Source organism: Roseovarius halophilus (ex Wu et al. 2025), from assembly GCF_047086965.1.
Genome location: NZ_JBKOTX010000358.1, coordinates 1 through 3,316, shown reverse-complemented (window position 1 = coordinate 3,316; position 3,316 = coordinate 1). Strand labels below are relative to the sequence as shown.

Sequence of the window (3,316 nt, the reverse complement as noted above, 5' to 3'; positions counted from 1 at the left end):
GCGCCAGGTGTCGAGCTGTTCTTGTCGTCCATGGTCCATTCTCCTTCGATGGAAAATTAGCGCTATGAACTGTCTCAGGAAACCGTGCCCCAACCCATGGCATGACTTTGAGCATCTTGGCGCTGGGCGCGATTTTGCATTCCGACTGTTAAAGGGGGCAGTAGCGCGCAGCGAACATGGCGTGAATATCCTGCTTCATGGCGCCCCAGGCACTGGCAAGACCGAATTCTGCAAGGTTCTCGCTGACCAAGTGAGCGCCAGCCTTCACGCCGTTGGCGAAGCGGATGATGACGGCGATGAGCCTTCACGCTTTGAGCGCCTGCAGCAATTGCGCCTCGGTCAGAGGCTTTTAGCGCATCAGGGTAAAAGCATCATTCTCTTTGATGAAATGGAAGATTTATTCACCGGAATGGACGGGGGCCTGTTCGGCGGGGCGTTCCGACGCACCGGCTCAAAAGTGCATATCAACCGGCTTTTAGAAAACAACCCAGTACCCACTCTGTGGACCACAAACAATATCAGCGATTGCGACCCTGCTTTTTTGCGGCGTATCTCCTTCACACTGGAGCTAAGGACCCCGCCCGTCTCAGTACGCAGCCAGATCTGGAGCAAGCGAGCTGAACACCATCAGGTACCACTGCCCCAACACCTATGCCTGGAATTGGCACAGAGCATGGATGACGCGCCCGCCCTAGCAGATAGCGCAATTCGGGCCGCACAGATCACCGGTGGAGGCGCACAGGACGTTAAGCTGGCCGCCGGAGCACTTTCCCGCGCGATCCGCGGCGGCCACACGCCAATCACAGCAAAAAATAGCACTGCCTTTGAACCAGAACTGGCCAATGCGGACCACGATCTTGCTATGATCACAGAGCGCCTTGTCGCCTGCGGCCTTGCCAATACCGGCGGGCTATGCTTAAGCGGCCCCCCTGGCACCGGCAAAAGCGCATTCGCACGTTATCTCGCCGAAAGCATGCAGATGCCCGTATTGGAACGGCGCGCATCAGATCTGCTTGACCGCTATGTCGGCGGCAGCGAACGCAATATCGCTGATGCATTTGCAGAGGCGCGCGATACCACCGCTTTTCTAGTCTTTGATGAGGCCGACTCACTTTTAGGCGCACGCGATGGCGCAACACATCGCTGGGAAATCTCGCAAGTCAACGAAATGCTGACCTGGATGGAGAGCCACCCCCTGCCCTTCGCCTGCACCACCAACCTGATCGACCAACTGGACCCCGCAACGGCCAGACGTTTCAGCTTGAAGATCAGCTTCTTGCCACTGAACCTTCAACAGCGTGCTGCTTGTTTTCGGCGATTCTTCAAAACGGAGCCGCCCCAAGGACTGGAAGCTCTAGATCAGCTGACGCCAGGTGATTTTGCGGTTGTGGCCAAGCGATCGAACTTTCTCGATATAACCGAACCTGACGCAATCATCGCGGAACTTCACCGCGAGCAAGAAGCCAAACCGAATGCACGTAGCCGTGTTGGGTTTCGCGCGGAGCGTTGAGCCCGATGTCATTGCGTTTATTGTCGAGATTTTCTGCAAAAGTCCGCACCTGCTTGAAGCCATGACGGGTTTCCGTCAATCTGAACGAAATGGAGGCTCCTCAATGCGTTACGGCCGATTGGCAGATCTTGTCAGACTAGCCCTGCAGATGCAGGGGCGGGCCGATGGCCTCTCACTCGATGACATCGGGCAAACCTATGAGGTATCGCGCAGAACCGCAGAACGGATGCGCGACGCAATCCGCGATGCCTTCCCTCAGACAGAAGAGCTTCACGAGCCAGGCGGGCGAAAACGCTGGCGGCTTCCACCTGGAACGGCGGGCCGCCTCGCTGATCCCACTATTGACGACATCTCAGCCCTTAACCGTGGGGCTGAACTTGCGCGCCAATCCGGAGACAGCGCCACCGCCGATCATCTAGAAACACTCATGGACCGTCTGCGTGCGCGCTTACCCGGACCAAAGCGAACCCGGCTCGAGCCCGACATCGCAACCCTACTCGAAGCAGACGGGGTCGCGTTACGCCCTGGGCCGAGAGAACAGATCCCCATCGACATCCTGGACAGCTTGCGCGACGCGATCCTTGCAGGCCTCTGGATCGAAGTGGATCATCGCGCACGCGCCACAGGCCTGCTAAGTCGCAATGCACGACTTGGCCCCTTGGCGCTGCTGCTTGGCGAAGGTCGCCAATATCTCGTGGCATACAGCGACTATGCAAAGGACGTGCGGCTCTTTGCTTTGGCTGGCTTTGAGCGGATTGGGCGAACTGAGAATGTGTTCGAGCGCCCGGAAGACTTCGATCTTGGCGCCTGGATGCAGCGTTCCTTCGGGATTTGGCAGGAGGATATCTACGATGTTGTTTGTCGGTTCTCACCCGAAGCCGCCCCAGATGCTCGGCTTTACTTGTTTCATCCCACACAAGTCATGACTGACGAGCCCGACGGGAGTTTGACGGTTTCATTCCGCGCAGGCGGGCTGCGCGAAATGTGCTGGCATTTGTTTCGGTGGGGGGAGCACGTGACCATTTTATCACCTCCAGCCCTACAAGTGGCCTATAGCGACGCCCTTTCAAAAGCCTCGCACCAACCAACAACCTTCAAATGAAAACAATCAATTTTACCCGTTGAGCACCGCCTCTTCGAAAACTCCAAGAATAGCTTTCTCTCGTTTATTCGAGTGAACATCATGCATTGCACGCGCCAGTGCCTCGTGCTTTTTCATGATCACGGCGACTAATAGAAGATCGCAGGTTTCTGCATCCAACGACGGTCTAGCAGGCTGGTTTTTTTCTAGAAAACGCTTCAGTCGCAAAGTTTCTTTACGGGCATCCTGCAAGAAACCAGGCGACAACTGGCTGGTTACATCGCGCGGATGGTGCCAGTTTACCGAACGCAAACACGCGAGCAACTCGCGGGCGCCTGAGTCGTAATCCATTTTCTGGCCATTTATCCTTGGCCCAAAATGCTTTTCCAAAAACTCAGATAACTCATCCGCATGTGTAAAGCGCGCGCTCTCCTCACTTAGGTCAAGCTGTTGCTTGTCCTCTCGTGCCTGACGAGCGCGCAGGAGGCTCTTGATGATGCTATCACCAGTCTTCGTAAGGTTACCCAGTGAATCAATGGCCTCACGCTCCAAATCTGACAATTCACCTGTCAGGTCTTTGTAAACGGTATCATGTTCGATCTCGTTCCACACATGCGCCAAAAGGCGGCTTCTTCGCGGATTGTGTGGGTTGGCGGTTCCCGGTTCAGGTTGTTACCACACGAGATGTTGTGTCGTAGGGTGATGCGGGCAGTTGCGTAAGCCGG

The 3,316-nt window shown here is 56.0% G+C and carries 3 protein-coding genes; 2 read left to right on the top strand and 1 reads right to left on the bottom strand.

What is annotated here, in order from left to right; translation table 11 throughout:
• The first annotated feature begins 181 nt into the window (after nucleotides 1-181).
• Entirely contained in the window at nucleotides 182-1,510 is a 1,329-nt protein-coding gene (locus ACH107_RS31325) for an AAA family ATPase (RefSeq protein WP_412509564.1), read from the top strand.
• On the top strand, nucleotides 1,473-2,612 hold the full coding sequence (locus tag ACH107_RS31320) for a helix-turn-helix transcriptional regulator (protein WP_412509563.1): 1,140 nt from the start codon (nucleotides 1,473-1,475) through the stop codon (nucleotides 2,610-2,612). The genes ACH107_RS31325 and ACH107_RS31320 overlap by 38 nt, the downstream gene beginning before the upstream one ends.
• A 12-nt stretch (nucleotides 2,613-2,624) precedes the next feature.
• On the opposite strand, the gene ACH107_RS31315 is transcribed toward ACH107_RS31320, so the two are convergent.
• Entirely contained in the window at nucleotides 2,625-3,212 is a 588-nt protein-coding gene (locus tag ACH107_RS31315; RefSeq protein WP_412509562.1) for a hypothetical protein, read from the bottom strand.
• Between the last annotated feature and the right edge of the window lie 104 nt (nucleotides 3,213-3,316).

Bases quoted from the DNA above. Each gene is read 5' to 3' on its own strand.
- ACH107_RS31320 (WP_412509563.1), top strand. From the start codon at position 1,473: ATGCACGTAGCCGTGTTGGGTTTCGCGCGGAGCGTTGAGCCCGATGTC.